A 17,162-nucleotide genomic window follows, 5' to 3' on the forward strand; every position below is an offset into this window, starting at 1 on the left:
CATTAAATTCATTTATTGTTCCACGTGGAACATCATCATTTTTTCTTCTTCTTTTTGACGCATTAGTTTTTCGTCAGCTTCCGATTTATCTTTATAACCACAATAATGCAAAACACCGTGAGCCATCACTCGTTTTAATTCCTCTAAAAAAGAAACGTTGAATTCTAAAGCATTTTCTTGCACTCTTTCGGTTGAAATGAAAATATCACCTTGTAAAAAATTTCCTTCACTATAGTCAAAGCTAATAATGTCGGTTAACGTGTCGTGATTAAGGTATTCCACATTGATTTTATGCAAATAATCATCATCACAAAAGATGTAATTGATTTCGCCTTCTTCTTTGGCTTCCGATGAAATTATCGCCGAAATCCAATTGGAAAACAACTTTTCATCACCTAATTCAAAATCTGTTTCGTAGTTAAAACTAATCATTCTTCTTAAAGTATTGCTGAACCTTTTGGTTATAATTTGGCCGCAAAGGTAAGCTTTGTCGATTTAAAATTTCAACACTATTCAAATATTGTTGTAATTCAGGCGAAAGTGGTTTAACCGAATTATTGAATTCTTTCTTGTTTGTTTCTGATTGACGTTTAGTATCTTCGCCTTGTTGTTGAACTGCTTTCTCGAGTTTCAACATTTCATAATTGATATTCAACATCCGCTGAAGCACTTCATTTTTAAAACCTTTATTCAGAATTTGCTTCTCTGCATCTTTCATTTGATCCAACACTTTTTGTCCACCAGGCGTTAAACCTTGCTTCTTCAATTCGTCCTCCAACTGTTGACGTAATCGACGTTGTTCTTGAAAAATTTCCATTAATTCACGAGCATTTTCTTCACCATCATTATTGCCTTGACCGCTGCCGCTTCCTCCACCTGGTTTATTTCCCTTTTGATTCCCTTTGCCTTTATCACCATCTTTGCCGCCTTCTTTTCCACCAGGTTTTTCACCTTTCTCACCGTCTTTTCCTTCACCGGGTTTCTCGCCTTTTTCTCCATCTCCTGGTTTTTCACCTTTTTCCATACCTTCTTTCATTTTCTCAGAAAGACCTTTTTGCTTTTGAATAATATCAGGTAACTGTCCACCTTTACCTTGACCGGGTTTTGGTTTGCCGCCTCCTGCACCCATTCCTTGCATAGACATTTGCATGTTATTCATCACATCAGAAAGAAAATCAGCTAAACGATTAGACGCTGCAACCGTGTATTGTTGGTGCGAAACCCCTTTAGAAATAATCGCTTCCGCCAAAGATTCAAGCGATTTATCAACGTTGTAATGTACGTTTCCGATTTCTTCTGTAACTTTCTCTGTAATCATCTCATTTCGCAACGACATCGCAAACAAACTATCATCAACGTGTTTAAATTGCTGTTTCAAATCCTGCTGAATTTTAAGGTATTTGTTATAAGACGGAGCTCCTTTTTTTAATCCTTTGAATTGTTTCATCAGCTCTTCTTGCGAAAAAGAAAAAGCTAATAAATTATCTAAAATCTGACGCATCATTTTAACGTCTTCTTCCATTTGTTCCATTTCTGCACCCGCCATTCCTTCTTGCATTTGCATACTCATTTGCTTCATTTTTTGAGCGGCACTTTTTTGTTTAGGCTTGGCTTTGTCTTTTTGCTCTTTTTGAAGTTCCTCCGAAGCTTTTTCCATATCTTCTTCGATGCTTTTTTCTTGTTTTTCGTCCGATGGGATTTCAACCGGCGATTTCAATTCTTTGTTTTCTTTTTCTAACTGACGCAATTCTTCCTGAATTTTGTCAAATTCCTTATTAATTTCGTCCTGCTTATCAGCAGTATTTTCTTTATCTTCTTTTGATAATTTGTCTTGTTTGTCGGCTAATTTGTCTAATTTTTTGATGAGTTGTTCGGCTTTCTTTTCAACATAATATTTCTTAGTCAGTTCAACCAACTGTTCTAAATTTTTCGATTGATTTTTAGAATTTTGTTTAATTTTATCTAACTTTTCTTCAATGTCTAAATCCTGAATTTTCTCCGAAAGTTTTTGAAGTTCGTCTAATAATTTCTGATTTTCTTCCGATTGTTTTTCAGCATTTTCCGCACGTTTTTCAAGTTGTTCTTTTAATTCATCTTTTTCTTCTTTATTCAATTCTTTCAGATTATCCTTCAAATCTTTTGTAAATTCTTTCATCATTTCCTCTTGTTGCTTTTGGCGTTTGATGAAATCATTTATTTTTTGTTTGTCTTTAAATTCTAAGCTTTCTTTTTCTTTACTCATTTTCTGAAGCTTATCTAACTCAGACATCTGCTTATCTTGATTTTTTAACGATTTTTGAATGCTGTTGATATTATCATTTTGTTGTTTGAATTGCTCATCTTCCCGTTCTTCTTCCGTACTAATTCGATCGGAAAACACAGAAGATTTTGAGCTTTTATAATTGTGAATCGCGTCATTATCAAACACTTCAAAATAGTATTCATACGAAACACCTTCTTCTACCGGAAGATTTCCCGGGAAAGTGTAAATGAATTGATCAAAGACATCCTTCTTCACCGGAATAGCCGATTTTAAAGCCGCTTTTTCATTGTTTTTAGGATAATAGACGATTTGCAATTTAGAAAGTCCAATGTCATCCGAAACTTGACCAATTAAAATATTCTTCTCAATTCGCAAACTATCTGGTGCATTGTTGACCGTTATGGTGGGAAATTGATCTTTAATCGTTGAGATTTGATAGTTTAATTTCTCGTAATGTTTAACTTTATTATTTGAAGTAAGTATTTGATATTCTGTATTTTGAAGAACATTTTTAGAAAATTTGAATTCATTATTCTCCTGAACAAAATTTTTAAAACCCGAACCATCAGCATATTCAATTTTTGATGTGGAAAGAGCATTAATTTTCCAACTCACTTTCGTTCCTTCTGGTACAATCGCATTACCGGAACCTTTGATTATTTCGGCTTTTCGATTCAGATACGATGGAAATTGCAAGACCATTTCAAAATTAGAAACAGTTGGAACAGCCACAACCGAAAGTTCATAATCATCCGAAGAAACTGCATTCGCTTCAATGTGAAATTCAATATTTTTGGATGGTTTTGTAAAACGATATTCAAAAACGCCAGGTTTTGTGGTTTCCATAAAATAACTTTCGTCACCAATAAAAATCATTGCATTTTCGGGAATTATCTTTCCTTCAGATTTTACCTGAAGAACATAATCCAACCCTTGTTCTGTTTGTAAATTTTCATTTAAAACCACAAAAGAAAACGGAGCCGGTGGTGAAAATTTTTCGTTATATCGCACCACTCGATTCATACTATCAGCAATAATATCGCTGTTTCCCGACAACATAAAGAAACTCAAAAACAACAATGGAACAATCGCCCACGGAAGGTATTTTGTATTCTTTTTAAAATTGATGGCGTTGCTAAATGGAATCGGTTGCAAACTTTTCCCCTTTTGTTCGATGGAAGCTAAAAGTAGCTCTGATTGCTGGTTATTTTCGGCTAATTGCAGAAAGTTAGTCAGTTTGTCATTCACTTCAGTGAAATGATTTCCAATGATTTGCGATGCTTGTTGGTAATCAATTCCTTTTTGAAGTTTAACCAACTTAAACAGCGGAAACAAAATAAATCGCGATAAAAGAAACAATTGAACTGCGATAAATAACCAAAATAATATTGTTCTTCCTACTGGTTTTAACCAAAGAAAATATTCTACAAAAAGCGTAAAAAAGAAATACAACAACCCAAAACCAACAAATAAGATGACTCCTTTTACAAGTTCGTTGGTGTAATATTTTTTTATGAATGCTTCTAACTTTTGATAAATCAGTGACTTTGTTTCCAAAATAATGAGGCTTTTACTTATAACTGATAAAAGTACAATTTTATTCGATAGTCAAAAGTTAAAAGTTTTCTAATGAAATTAACAGTTTCATTCAGTTTTTTGACACGGATTTCACTGATTAACACAGATTATTGTCCTGCAAAAATTTCACCGAGAAAAACATAACGGCAATTACTTCTAATCTAAAATTGTAGCTCAATCTTCAACGTCTCCCCCTCCTTTGGAGGGGGTTGGGGGGAGGTTTTTGCCACGAATTTCACGAATTAACACGAATTAAAAAAAGTCATAACACTCAACTTTGTTTTTCCTCTGATAAGGCAAGGTTATTTTTCAAAACACTTTTCATAAATAAAATTCATAAAATGTATCTTTGCAAAAAATTTAATAAAATGTCAAGACCTGTACGCGTTCGTTTTGCACCCAGTCCAACCGGACCATTGCACATTGGTGGTGTGAGAACAGCTTTGTTTAATTATTTATTTGCGAAAAAAAATAACGGTGTTTTTTATTTACGAATTGAAGATACCGACCAAAATCGCTTTGTTCCCGGAGCTGAGCAGTACATTTTTGAAGCATTGGAATGGTTAGGAATTGCTCCATCAGAAACAGTAAATAAGAACGAAAAGTTTGGACCGTATCGTCAAAGTGAGCGAAAAACGTTGTACAAACAATATGCCGATCAATTGATAAATTCTGGTTGGGCATATTATGCTTTTGATACTGCTGATGCGTTGGATTTACACAGAAAACAGCACGAAGAGCAAGGAAAGACATTTATTTATAATTGGCATAATCGTGAAAAATTAGATACTTCGTTGGTGATGTCAATGGAAGAAACGAACAGAAGAATTGCTGCCGGCGAAGATTTTGTCATTCGATTTAAAACACCTGTTAATGAAGTTTTAGAATTGAAAGACATCATTCGTGGCGACATAAAATTTGACACTAACTTATTAGATGACAAAGTGTTATTTAAAAGTGATGGAATGCCAACGTATCATTTGGCCAACATTGTTGATGATCATTTGATGGAAACATCACACGTTATCCGTGGCGAAGAATGGTTGCCTTCGCTCCCACTTCACCATTTGTTATACAAAGCTTTTGGTTGGGAAGCACCTGAATTTGCACATTTACCATTGATTTTAAAACCTATCGGGAATGGAAAATTATCCAAAAGAGATGGTGATAAAATGGGCTTTCCGGTTTTTCCTTTGGAATGGAAAACTGAAGAAGGAATTTCATCCGGTTATCGTGAAACGGGTTATTTTCCGGAAGCTGTGATAAACTTTTTAGCCTTATTAGGTTGGAATGACGGAACTGATCAAGAGATATTTTCATTAGATGAATTGGTTGAAAAATTTGATTTAAATCGCGTTCATAAAGCCGGAGCTAAATTTGATCCGGAGAAAAACAAATGGTTTAATCATCAGTATTTGCAAAAGCAAAGTGATGAAGAATTAGCGGCAAGTTTTTCTTCAATTTTAAACGAAAAAGGAATTTCTGTTGAAAATAATAAACTGATCAAAATCGTTTCTTCTATAAAAGAACGAGCGAATTTTGTATCCGATTTCTGGGAATTAGCAGATTATTTCTTTGTTGCACCTACTTCGTATGACGAAAAAGCTTCAAAAAATTGGAAAGAAGAAACACCAGCTTTAATGAAACAAGTGATTGAAGTTTTAGAATCGATTGAGGATTTTACATCTTTAAACATCGAAACAATTTTGAAAGATTGGATGAACACCAACGAAATTGGAATGGGAAAAGTAATGCAACCACTTCGATTGAGTTTGGTTGGAGCTTTAAAAGGTCCGCATTTGTTTGATATTATTGAACTTATCGGCAAAGAAGAAACCGTTAAAAGAATACTAAAAGCAATAGAAAAAATTTAATTTTGTTAAAAGGTTTTACTTTTGTGACATGTTAAATGCAATTCGACATTCTAAAATAACATCTTTTGTTTGGGGATTTATGGCATTCTACCTGTTGAATATCAGTGTAGATGTTACTTCTTTATTTGATGAAAAAGAGCAAAATCATAAAAACTACAACGAACAAGAAAGTATAGTTGAATTAGTTTTTGAAAAAGTCTTAGGTTTTGAAGAGGCTATTCCTGAAAATAATTCAAACGACAGCGAACAAAATCCAACAATGAAAAAAGGTTTTTCGATGGATAAGTTTGTGTTGCCTTTTTATGAAATCAATACCAAACTAATCGTTTTTAATCCGATAAAAAAGAGTTTTCATTATTCTAAAATTATCTTCTTAAAACCTTCGCTAGAAATTCATTCTCCTCCACCTGAAGTTTAATTTATTTTATTCGTAACAACTTGTTTTCCAATCGGAAACAGCTTAAATCATTCGTATAAATTAAAAATTAAACAATTATGAATACAGTTAGTTTGAAGCAATATCTATGCTTCTTTTCAATACTTTTTTTAAGTCAAATCACTTTTTCACAAACCGAAAACACCATAACAGACAGTTTGTATATCGAAGAAGTTTTAACCAAAACAGAGAAACCAAAAGTACTTCACGCCGAACCTTTATACATCGATTTAATTCGAGATTTAGGTGCCAGAAAAGGTGAAAAAGAATGGAACGTTGGTTTTGGAATTACCGACAACAATGATTATGATGAATATTTAGCACTGGTAGAATATGAATGGGCTCCAATCGATCGTTTGGGTTTAGAAGTCGAATTGCCTTTTACTGTTTATCCATCCAACAAAAACGGGATGGCTCCGGGAAGTAAGCTAAACAGCATAAAATTGGCTGCTCAATATTCCTTTTATGTTTCAGAAAAACAAAAAACTTCGTTAGCACTTGGCTATATTCAAGAATTTGAAATGAATGAATTTGACAATTACGGCAACGGAAAATTATTTGTCGGAAATGTTTATAATCCATTTTTTGTTGCAGCGAAACGTTGGGGAAATAATTTTCACACCCTACTCTACACGGGACCGGCATTTATTCATCATTTTGAAGACAATTCAACGTATACCAATTGGCAAATCAACAGCAATTTTCATTATATGATTCCGGGAACGCGAAATTTCATTGGAATCGAATTCAACAAAGAAGTAACCAAAACCGATTTTGACATGACCATTCGCCCTCAAATGCGAGTTGGAATTGCTGATAATTTATTAATCGGAATTGTTACCGGAATTCCGATTAGTCGAGAAAACGAACGATTTAGTACGTTCTTTAGGTTGATTTATGAACCTGGGCATTAAAATAAAGGCTCCTTTTTCGGGAGCCTTACTTTATTAAAAATAAAAGATAATATTTCCGGCAATTACGCCTAAATTTCCTTTAAGTTTTCCATCGGCTAAAAGAGCAACTTCTTCTTGGTCATTCAAACTATTCAAAATATTGGTTACACCATATTGATAACTCAAACTCAAACGTATATTTTCAAAACCACCGGAAATTCCGGCATAAACATTAAAATTAATTGGGTTTATGTCTTCAATATCTTTAACACGAAGCAATTGATTACCAACAATAAAATTATTTTCATCGGAACTGTTGAATTTTAATTTACTGTTGACTTGCAACACCGGACCAAAATCTAACGAAACCGGACCGCCACCAATTTTGTAACACAGTAACAAATGAATTTGCACAGCCATCATTTTTAAATCCACTTCTTTTTGAGAAATGCCTGAAAAAGTTTCAACTGCAAACTTGTTTTCGGTGAAATTCATTCCGTAGATCATCGAAAAATTGTTGTAGTAATTTCCACGCATAGACAATCCTCCTGTCCAACTTGTGCCGGGTTTTATATTAAAATTATCTGTGTACAAATTGGTTTGATTTATACCTAAACTAATTCCGATATGGTTATAATCGCCTTTGCCATATTGAGCCGAAACGGTGCTTGTAAATCCAAGTAAAACGAATGCTAAAAAATATCTTTTCATGATTTATGTGTAAAGTTGTAACAAACGTACGAGAAATTTCGTATCATTACATATAACCTAAAAACTATTTTTCTATGTATTGGACTATTATTATTCTCGTGTTTGCGTTTTTATTATTGTTAGCATCCTTTTTCACTGTTAAACAACAATCGGCAGCGGTAATTGAACGTTTCGGTAAATTCAGCAGTATAAGACAATCCGGTTTTCAACTGAAAATTCCTGTAGTTGATAAAGTTGCCGGACGATTAAATTTAAGAATTCAACAATTAGATGTTATCATTGAAACGAAAACAAAAGACAACGTGTTCGTAAAAATGAAAGTTTCAGTTCAGTTTAAAGTGATTCAAGAGAAAGTATATGAAGCGTTTTATAAATTAGAATATCCGCACGATCAGATTACTTCGTATGTATTTGACGTGGTGCGTGCCGAAGTTCCAAAATTAAAATTGGATGATGTTTTTGAGCGTAAAGATGATATTGCCGTTGCTGTAAAACGTGAGTTGAACGAAGCGATGACTACTTATGGCTACGACATCATTAACACGCTGATTACCGATATTGATCCGGATATTCAAGTAAAAAATGCAATGAATAGAATTAATGCGGCCGATCGTGAAAAAACCGCTGCTGAATATGAAGCTGAAGCCGGAAGAATCAGAATTGTAGCGAAAGCCAAAGCTGAAGCCGAAAGTAAAAGACTTCAAGGTCAAGGTATTGCTGATCAAAGAAGAGAAATTGCAAGAGGTTTGGTAGAAAGTGTGGATGTATTGAATCGTGTTGGAATTAATTCGCAAGAAGCATCTGCATTAATTGTTGTGACTCAACATTATGATACATTGCAAGCGATTGGTGCCGATACAAATTCAAACTTGATTTTGTTACCAAACTCCCCACAAGCCGGAAGTGATATGCTAAATAATATGGTAGCCAGTTTTACCGCCAGTAACCAAGTTGGTGAAGCGATGAAAAAAGGAGCTATTAAAAAAGCAAATAAAAAAAGTGCTCCTAAAGATGAATTCGGTACGACCGAAGATGAAGAATAAAATGAGAGAGACCTTCGGGTCTCTTTTTTTTGTTTTAATTGGACACAGATTTGAAAAGTTAAATTTAATGGAACACGGATTTGATGGATGAAAAGGATTTACGCTGATTTTTTTTGAAGCTTTGCTTAATGGATTTTCAAAGATTTTTTTGAACACAGATTCGAAAAATTTGAAAAATGAAAAACATATTTCTCACAGAAATCACGGAAAGCACAGAAATTTTAGTTTTCGAATTTTTAAGGATGAAAAAACGGTTAGAAATTCATCAAAAACGAATTAGAAACGTTTAAATTCACTTTCATTGAGCGAAGCATAAAATCACATTTCCTTTTATTTTTTCTTCCTAAAAAACGCTCTAAAAAAGCCGTTTTTGATTGTTTTTGATAATAGAATTTTAAAATCAATAGAAAATACAAATAATAGAAAAAGCCACAGTAATTTGTGGCTATTATAGTTTTTGTTTATGAAAATCTTTCACTGTGTCATTTCGACTAAAGGGAGAAATCACATATCGAAAATAGAATATTCTTTTATCAACTTTGTGTGATTTCTCCTATCGTCGAAATGACACACTCGCTGAAAAAATTTTACTCCTTTGCTTCCACTTTAGCCCAAGTATCTCTCAAGCCAACTGTTTTGTTAAAGACTAACTTTTCAGACGTTGAATCTTTATCGGTACAAAAATATCCCAAACGTTGAAATTGAAATTTATCCTCCGGTTGAGCGGTTTGTAAACTTGGTTCAACATAGCCGGTAATCACTTCTAATGAATTTGGGTTGATGTAATTTTTAAAATCAACTTCTTTGTCACCATCCGGATTTTCGTGCGTAAATAATCGGTCATAAATACGAACTTCTGCTTCCACGGCATGCGGAACAGAAACCCAATGTATGGTTCCTTTTACTTTGCGTTGACTGGCTTCTGTATCACTACCCGACTTAGAATCAACATCATACGAAGCGTGAATTTCGGTGATATTTCCATGAGCATCTTTGATAACATTTTCACCTTTGATGATGTAGGCATTTTTCAAACGAACTTCTGTTCCCAACGTTAATCGGAAAAATTTCTTATTAGCTTCTTCTTGAAAATCCTCTCTTTCGATGTATAATTCTTTTGAAAACGGCACTTTTCTGTAGGTCAAAACCTCTTCTTCAGGGTTGTTTTCGGCATCCAACCACTCTTCTTGACCATCAGGATAATTGGTAATGACTAATTTTATCGGATTCAAAACGGCCATTACACGTGGAGCAGTTTTATTCAAATCTTCACGAACACAGAATTCCAAAAGTGAAACATCAATTAAATTGGTTCGTTTAGCAATACCAATTGTTTTGGCAAAATTCCGAATGGAAGTCGGTGTGTAACCTCTTCTTCTCATTCCGGAAATCGTGCTCATTCTTGGGTCATCCCAAGAAGCAACGTGACCTTCTTGAACCAATTGAAGTAATTTTCGTTTACTTACAACGGTGTGCGAAAGGTTTCTTCTTGCAAATTCTCGTTGTTTCGGACGAACTCTATTAGCATCATAAATTTGATCTAAAAACCAATCGTATAATTCTCTGTGTGGTAAAAATTCCAGCGTACAAAGTGAATGCGAAATTCCTTCGATATAATCACTTTCACCGTGAGCCCAGTCGTACATTGGATAAATACACCAATTGTCGCCTGTTCTATGGTGATGTTTATGCAAAATTCGATACATCAACGGATCACGCATCAACATATTCGTAGAAGCCATATCGATTTTAGCACGTAAAACGTGAGTTCCTTCCGGAAATTCTCCGTTTTTCATTCGCTCAAAAAGATCTAAATTCTCTTCAACCGAACGATTTCTGTATGGACTATTGGTACCCACTTGCGTTGGTGTACCTTTTTGTTTTGCCATTTCTTCCGAAGATTGGCTATCTACGTAGGCTTTGTCTTTTTTGATAAATTCAACCGCCCAATCATACAATTCTTGAAAATAATCAGACGCATAACGTTCTTCAGCCCATTGATAGCCAAGCCATTGCACATCGCGTTTGATGGCATCTACGTATTCTTGTTCTTCCTTGGCGGGATTGGTATCATCAAAACGCAAATTTACAGGCGATTGATAATCAATTCCTAATCCGAAATTTAAACAAATAGAACTGGCGTGACCCACGTGAAGATATCCGTTTGGTTCCGGCGGAAAACGAAAACGAAGTTTATCCTTGGCAAAACCATTCTTTAAATCTTCTTCGATAATTTGTTCAATAAAATTGAGCGACTTTTCTTCTGACATAATCAATAAAATGAGCGACAAAAATACGGAAAAATTTACCTATTTGCCGTAAATGATTTTTTAAAAAAATTCAACCAAAAAGTTAGTCTGTTTCTAAATAATCGACCAACTGCAATTGTTGTTACGGTTTTCAATACAGGCAATTACGGTTTCCCGCAAACCTGCTTACCGTTCATCGATTTTAATGTTAAATTTACATAGTCATCTAAATATTTATATACTTTTAGTGAAACAAATTTCAAAAACAGATAGAAACAGAAAACCATTTATCGTTTTTTTCGTAATTAAGTGTAGTGTAGTGCCTATTTAAATTACAAAATAACAACCGATTGCTTTTGGGGTAAAAGCAGTCCGACATAAAGAGTGTTTTATGGTTTGGAAAATTACCCCAAGAAAATTATTTTTTTCTTTTTTGTTTCTGATGTTGCTTAACGGCATCGGAAATGGGTATGCCCAAACGATAGTAATTGGCACACCTTCTTTAGGTTTCTCTCAAGCTTGTGCTTCACAAGGATTTAATTCATACAATCTTAGTTTTACTTTTTTCCCGGTTTCCAACGTTCAAGCTGGAAATCAATTTATTGTGGAACTTTCTGATCCTTCGGGAAATTTTGGAACGGCAACAACTTTAACCACCTCAACAAGCACTACTTCTCCGGTTAATGTTTCGTTTGCAATGCCAACAACGGTTGCCGGAGAAGCGTACAGAATTAGAGTTAGAAGTACAGCTCCGGCAGTAACAAGTCCTGTAAGTGCTGCTTTTTCTGCTTATTACGCTGTTCACAATCAGCCTTTTTCCATTAATAATAATTCGGGAACGGTTTCTTTTTGTGAAGGAGGAAATATAACATTACAAGTTGATAACACAGGAACTCCGGCTTCACCTCTCTTCTATTCCGGTTTAACGTATAAATGGTTTCGCAATTTTGCTGAAGTTTCAGGAGCAACCGGTCCTTCGTTAACCGTAACTCAATCCGGAAATTATTATGCGATTGTGGATTATGGAAGTTGTGTGATGAATTCCTATTCAAACATTGTTTCTGTTAATGTAACTGCCGGTATAAATTTATCAATTTCATCAGCCGGAAATGTCGATTATATTTGTGATGGAACGCCACGCCTTTTAACATCATCTCATCAAAATACAGGTTACCTTTATCAATGGTTTAAAGATAATGTTGCGATTTCGGGAGCAACCGGACCAACTTACAATGCTGCACAAGAAGGAATTTATAAATTAAGAATTACGTTTGGTGGTTGTGTTTTTGAGTCGAATGCCATCTTTTTAGAATTAATTGAATTGGATATTGATTGGAATGTGGATGCGAATGAAGTCATCATTCCGGGCGAACAACTTCAAATTAATTCGGTAAATAATGCAACGACGCCAACTTATCAATGGAGAAAAGATAACGTAGTAATTGCGGGTGCGACCACTGCAAATTACACCGTTACACAACCCGGAACGTATCAATTAACTGTAACTGAAACACAAGGTTGCACGATTTCTGAACAATTGACAGTTGTGGTTCAATATCCAATTGGGTTTACGATAACTATTCAAAATTCCGGCGATTATCAATCTTGTAATGTGACGACTTCTACGTTGTCGTTGAGTTCGATTATTGCACAAACTTCTTCCGGAAATGTAACTGTTTCTCTTCCAAATCCGAATTTTTCGTATCAGTGGTTATTGAATAATGCACCAATTGCAGGAGCTACCGGAACAACACACACTATTGATGATGCAACAGAAAATGGATCGTATAAACTTCGTGTTACCATTCCAACCTTTGCTCCGATTGAATCAAATGCCATTTCGATTGCTTTGCAACTTCCAACTCCGGTTTTAACTGCGGTTGGAAGTTTGTGTGGAACTAACTCAGTTCAATTAAACAGTTCTGTAACCAACAGCATTTTTACATACAAATGGTATCGAAATAACACGTTAATTACAGGAGCAATTCAACCAAGTTACACTACCAACCAAGCCGGAAATTATCATTTAGTGATTTCGTATGGAGCTTGTTCGATTACATCCAATACAGTGAATTTAGAACAAAACAGTATTACAGCCAATTTGAATTTACCGGCAACATCGATAATTATTCCAGGAGAAACAAAAACCTTAATCGCCACAACAAATGCTGTAGATCCAACTTTTGAATGGTTCAGAAATAATGCAATTATTTCAGGACAAACCGGTTCGTCAATTAATGTGACACAAAATGGTGTTTACAAAGTAATTGTTACACAAACAACAGGTTGTAATGCAACGCAAGAAGCGGTTACCGAATTGGTTTATCCGGATTCTTTCAATGTAACGATTGCGGCAAATGCTGGTTATTCGCCTTGTGGAAGTGAGGAGGCTACTTTGTCAATTACTAGTTTTAATGCAGTTAGTTCATCTGAAACAATATCCATTTTAAATAATTCGTATGGTTATGTTTATGAATGGTTTAAAGATGGATTATTAGTACTTTCATCATCGAGTACAACCTACACCGTTCCTTCTTTTTTAGAAAATGGTTTATATGAATTACGCGTTACCATTCCAACCTTTGCCCCAATTGAATCAAATACCATTTCGATTGCTTTGCAACTTGAAACTCCGGTTGTAACTGCTGTTGGAAGTTTATGCGGAACAAACTCCGTTCAACTAAATAGTTCTGTAACCAACAATATTTTCACATACAATTGGTATCGAAATAACACCTTAATTACGGGAGCAATTCAACCAAGTTACACCACGAACCAAGAGGGAAATTATCATTTAGTGATTTCGTATGGAGCTTGTACAGTTACATCAAATTCGGTGAATTTAGAACTAAACAGCATTACAGCAAGTTTGAATTTACCGGCAATATCGATTATCATTCCGGGAGAAACCAAAATCTTAACCGCTACAACCAATGCTGTAAATCCAACTTTTGAATGGTTTAGAAATAACGCAATTATTTCGGGACAAACAGCTTCGTCAATCAATGTGACGCAAGACGGTGTTTACAAAGTAATTGTTACACAAACAACCGGCTGTGATGCAACACAAGAAGTTGTTGCAGAATTGGTTTATCCTGATTCATTCAACGTGACAATTGCTGCAAATTCAGGTTATTCTCCTTGTGAAAGTGATCAAGCAACGTTATCAATTACAAACTTTAATGCGGTTAGTTCATCTGAAACAATGTCCATTCTAAACAATTCGTATGGTTATGTTTATGAATGGTACAAGGATGGAGAATTGGTGCTTTCATCATCCAATACAACCTATAATGTTGCTTCTTATTTAGAAAATGGTTTGTATGAATTACGAGTTACCATACCAGGTTTTAGTGCAATTATTTCTAATACTGTTACTATAAAATTAGGCATTTCAGATAATTTTACTTTATCAACCGAAGGAACTTTATGTGAATCGGGTGGAAGTGTCACCTTATCATCAGACATCACAAATCCGAATTATATCCTAACGTGGTTTTCGATTGAAAACAACTCTGAAATCGGCACAGGAAATTCAATTACAGTAACTGAACCGGGAAATTATTTTATGACGATTGATTTTGATGGATGTTCCTATTCCTCAAACACAATTGCAGTTGAAGTGATCACAACAGACGGAATTACTTTAAACATAGCCGATGCAATTACCGTCATTCAAGGAGGTTCAACCGAAGTGATTGCAAGCGGAGTTGATAATTACACTTGGTATTTGAACGAAGAAATTATTGCCATTGGAAATTCATTTTCAGTTTCACAAGCCGGAACATACATAATTATTGGAACGATTGGCGATTGTGAATTCACTAAAACATTTACAGTTACTGTTGTTGAAAACACAAGCATTGTTGTGCCAAATGTAATTACGATGAACAACGATGGAATCAATGATTATTGGTCACTTCCGAACGAATATATTAATAAAGAAGATGTTGAGGTGATTATTTATTCACCAAAAGGAAAAGTAGTTTTCAGAGCTAGAAATTATCAAAATAACTGGCCAAATTCAACTTTAGAATATGCTAAATCAGAACCGGTTTTTTATTACATCATTTCTGAAAATGACGAAATTATTAAACGAGGATCCATTACCGTAATCGAATAAAAATGATAAAAAAGTACGTAATCGTTTTAATCTTAACAGGATTTGTGTTTGCCGATTTGCAAGCACAAGATGCTCCTGTTTTGACGTTTACGATACCTACGCAAAACACTTTATTGTTGAATCGATTTATGATGAATCCGACTTTTTCGGTAGTTCGTGAAAACGATTCGTATCTCACACTTTACCACAGAAATCAATGGATTCAATTTGATGATTCGCCGGAATTATATATGCTTTCTTATTCCGGAAAACACGGTGAAAGAGCAGGAGTAGGGATTGGAATTTATCAACAGAATTTAGGAATTATTACCAGTTTTGGAGGAGTTGGAAATTATGCGTATCAAATTCCGATTCGTGAAAAAATAAAGTTGACTTTAGGTTTCAACATCGCTTATTACAACAGTGGTGTGGATAGAAACAGAGCGGTAACCAACGAACCTGATCCGGCCATTATGGCGTTGCGAAACAATTCAATTTTAACAGTAAAACCGGGTTTGAATGTAACCTGGGGAAGTTTTGACTTTGGAGTTTATGCCGAAAATTTTGTGGATTATGATTTTAAATCCAGCGAAATGGTTCAAGATTATTCGCAAAAAACGTACACCGGACATGCGATGTATCATCATCAAATGCAAAATCAGGAAGGGTTGTTTGAAAACGGTTTTTTCAGATTAATTGCTCGAGGAAAAATGAATCAGACGGATGATTTTGTGTATGGAGGTTCGGTGATTACCAACTTTCCAAATTTAGGTTGGGTGCAAGCCGGAATTGATGATTTTTTTGGAGTAAATATTGGCGTTGGAGCTCATTTTACCAAAAAATTGTCTTTAGGTTATACCTATGAAAGAGTAATAAATGATGGTTTAGTGAATTTTGGTCCAACGCACGAAATTACACTTTCCTATCGATTTGCAGGAAAAGAGAGCGAAGAAACATACAACAGAAAATCATCAAAAAAAAAGCCGACAGCAGTTGTTAGAAAGCCAAAAGTGTTGAAAGAAACAGAAGAATTTGAAGAAGAATACGAAGACGATTTTGCAGAAGAAGAATATGAAGATATGGCCGAAGAACCAATCATCATTGAGCCTGCTCCAAAGAATAAAAAATCGGTTTTGAAAAAGAAAAAACCATCAAAAGCGATTGCAGAAGTTGAAGAGGAAGAAGAATATGATGAAGATGAAACAATGAAATCCTATAACAAAGACATCGAAATTGAAAAATTAAAAATGACGTTGGACGAAAATAATTTAAAACTATTGGAAATCATTGTCAAACAAGATTCGCTTGAAAATATGAAGAAAGCCGATTTTGAAAAACGAATTGAGAATATGATGCAATACATCGAACGATTAGAAGTAACCATTGCCGAAAAAGATTGCAATTGTGATCCAAAAACAACAGTGGTTACAGAAGAAAAAACAGTAGAAACCACAACAAAAACAACTGTGAAAAATGGCGAAACAGTTGTAGTGAAAGAAGATAAAAATGATTTGAACAGTAAATTATCGGCTATGAAATCATCAACTAAAAAAGAAGAAATTAAATTACCATCAACTAAAAATAATTCAAAAAATACTGATTTGGAATCTAAAATTTCCAAACTCAAAAAAGAAGAACCAAAAACAAATACCAATTCAAAATTTTCCCTAACAGATGAAGAAATCAAAGAGTATTATTCCAGACTGACCGACAAAAAAAGAGCTACTGCCAAAAAAGGAAACTATTTGCAGGTAGATAATCAAGAACCCGGATATTACATTATTTCCAATGTTTTTTCTGATCCTGCTTTTGCTGATGATTTTATCAATAAGCTAAAAAAGCGAGGAATTAAAGCCAATTATTTTATTAACCCAAAAAACAATTTCAGGTATGTTTATTTAAAAAAACATTCAGAATGGAGTGAAGCCCTAATCTCCTATTACACGAATGTTGACAACACCTACTTTGATGAAATTTGGATTATGAACATTAACATAAAATAAACACCCCAAA

The 17,162-nt window shown here is 34.5% G+C and carries 10 protein-coding genes; 6 read left to right on the top strand and 4 right to left on the bottom strand.

Annotated elements, in window-relative coordinates; all coding sequences use genetic code 11:
* Window positions 1-12: 12 nt before the first annotated feature.
* Window positions 13-432, bottom strand: coding sequence for an rRNA maturation RNase YbeY (gene ybeY, locus AC23MC_RS11640; RefSeq protein WP_487568528.1), 420 nt, complete (start codon window positions 430-432; stop codon window positions 13-15).
* The gene (locus AC23MC_RS11645; protein ID WP_487568529.1) at window positions 425-3,820 is read right to left on the bottom strand and encodes a hypothetical protein; all 3,396 of its coding nucleotides are present in this window, start codon (window positions 3,818-3,820) and stop codon (window positions 425-427) included. Before AC23MC_RS11645 ends, ybeY begins: the two co-directional genes overlap by 8 nt.
* 389 nt (window positions 3,821-4,209) lie before the next feature.
* Between AC23MC_RS11645 and gltX the strand changes: the two genes are divergently transcribed.
* The 3 genes from gltX to AC23MC_RS11660 all read left to right on the top strand — a co-directional run bounded on the left by gltX (window position 4,210) and on the right by AC23MC_RS11660 (window position 7,065).
* Window positions 4,210-5,715: a glutamate--tRNA ligase gene (gene gltX, locus AC23MC_RS11650; protein WP_487568530.1), complete on the top strand. Its 1,506-nt coding sequence runs from the start codon at window positions 4,210-4,212 to the stop codon at window positions 5,713-5,715.
* A gap of 28 nt (window positions 5,716-5,743) precedes the next feature.
* The gene (locus AC23MC_RS11655; RefSeq protein WP_487568531.1) at window positions 5,744-6,133 is read left to right on the top strand and encodes a hypothetical protein; all 390 of its coding nucleotides are present in this window, start codon (window positions 5,744-5,746) and stop codon (window positions 6,131-6,133) included.
* Window positions 6,134-6,210: 77 nt separating this feature from the next.
* Window positions 6,211-7,065 (top strand): HAEPLYID family protein, encoded by an 855-nt coding sequence (locus AC23MC_RS11660; protein ID WP_487568532.1) that lies wholly within the window; start codon window positions 6,211-6,213, stop codon window positions 7,063-7,065.
* A gap of 33 nt (window positions 7,066-7,098) precedes the next feature.
* Here AC23MC_RS11660 and AC23MC_RS11665 read toward each other — a convergent pair whose 3' ends face one another.
* Window positions 7,099-7,755, bottom strand: a complete 657-nt coding sequence (locus tag AC23MC_RS11665; protein WP_487568533.1) for a porin family protein — start codon at window positions 7,753-7,755, stop codon at window positions 7,099-7,101.
* A gap of 74 nt (window positions 7,756-7,829) precedes the next feature.
* On the opposite strand from AC23MC_RS11665, the gene AC23MC_RS11670 reads away from it, so the two are divergent.
* Window positions 7,830-8,798, top strand: coding sequence for an SPFH domain-containing protein (locus AC23MC_RS11670; protein WP_487568534.1), 969 nt, complete (start codon window positions 7,830-7,832; stop codon window positions 8,796-8,798).
* A gap of 587 nt (window positions 8,799-9,385) precedes the next feature.
* Here the strand turns inward: AC23MC_RS11670 and AC23MC_RS11675 are convergent.
* Window positions 9,386-11,071, bottom strand: a complete 1,686-nt coding sequence (locus tag AC23MC_RS11675) for a glutamine--tRNA ligase/YqeY domain fusion protein (protein WP_487568551.1) — start codon at window positions 11,069-11,071, stop codon at window positions 9,386-9,388.
* Between the two features lie 367 nt (window positions 11,072-11,438).
* Here AC23MC_RS11675 and AC23MC_RS11680 point away from each other — a divergent pair, with 367 nt between their 5' ends.
* Complete coding sequence (locus tag AC23MC_RS11680; protein ID WP_487568535.1) at window positions 11,439-15,170, top strand: T9SS type B sorting domain-containing protein; 3,732 nt, start codon at window positions 11,439-11,441, stop codon at window positions 15,168-15,170.
* A gap of 2 nt (window positions 15,171-15,172) precedes the next feature.
* On the top strand, window positions 15,173-17,152 hold the full coding sequence (locus tag AC23MC_RS11685; RefSeq protein ID WP_487568536.1) for a PorP/SprF family type IX secretion system membrane protein: 1,980 nt from the start codon (window positions 15,173-15,175) through the stop codon (window positions 17,150-17,152).
* Window positions 17,153-17,162 lie beyond the last annotated feature (10 nt).

This window comes from Flavobacterium sp. T50_26, assembly GCF_057652995.1.

What these genes read in the sequence shown, in the direction of transcription:
- AC23MC_RS11680 (WP_487568535.1), top strand. Translation starts at nt 11,439, where the DNA reads ATGGTTTGGAAAATTACCCCAAGAAAATTATTTTTTTCTTTTTTGTTT.
- ybeY (WP_487568528.1), bottom strand. Translation starts at nt 432, where the DNA reads ATGATTAGTTTTAACTACGAAACAGATTTTGAATTAGGTGATGAAAAG.
- AC23MC_RS11670 (WP_487568534.1), top strand. Translation starts at nt 7,830, where the DNA reads ATGTATTGGACTATTATTATTCTCGTGTTTGCGTTTTTATTATTGTTA.
- AC23MC_RS11685 (WP_487568536.1), top strand. Translation starts at nt 15,173, where the DNA reads ATGATAAAAAAGTACGTAATCGTTTTAATCTTAACAGGATTTGTGTTT.
- gltX (WP_487568530.1), top strand. Translation starts at nt 4,210, where the DNA reads ATGTCAAGACCTGTACGCGTTCGTTTTGCACCCAGTCCAACCGGACCA.
- AC23MC_RS11665 (WP_487568533.1), bottom strand. Translation starts at nt 7,755, where the DNA reads ATGAAAAGATATTTTTTAGCATTCGTTTTACTTGGATTTACAAGCACC.
- AC23MC_RS11660 (WP_487568532.1), top strand. Translation starts at nt 6,211, where the DNA reads ATGAATACAGTTAGTTTGAAGCAATATCTATGCTTCTTTTCAATACTT.
- AC23MC_RS11655 (WP_487568531.1), top strand. Translation starts at nt 5,744, where the DNA reads ATGTTAAATGCAATTCGACATTCTAAAATAACATCTTTTGTTTGGGGA.